At 45.7% G+C, this 293-nt stretch carries 1 tRNA gene; it reads right to left on the reverse strand.

Annotated features, from left to right (window positions below):
- Window positions 1-113: 113 nt before the first annotated feature.
- Window positions 114-189: transfer RNA gene (locus VXS03_RS20170), tRNA-Thr, on the reverse strand.
- Between the last annotated feature and the right edge of the window lie 104 nt (window positions 190-293).

Consider the following 293-nt stretch of genomic DNA (forward strand, 5'->3'; position numbering starts at 1 on the left):
CTCGAACCCTCGAACCCTCGAACCCTCGAACCCTCGAACCCTCGAACCCTCGAACCCTCGTTCCTTTTTCTACAGACGAAAAAAAACCTCATCAAAGATGAGGTTTCAAAAGATGGTGCCGACTACCGGAGTCGAACTGGTGACCTACTGATTACAAGTCAGTTGCTCTACCTACTGAGCTAAGTCGGCACACTAAATTCTTTTTTAAATAATGAACTAAGTCATTATCTTTAATATGGTGCCTCGAGGCGGAATCGAACCACCGACACGAGGATTTTCAATCCTCTGCTCTA

Source organism: Photobacterium sp. S4TG1 (genome assembly GCF_036040035.1).
Lineage (GTDB): Bacteria > Pseudomonadota > Gammaproteobacteria > Enterobacterales > Vibrionaceae > Photobacterium.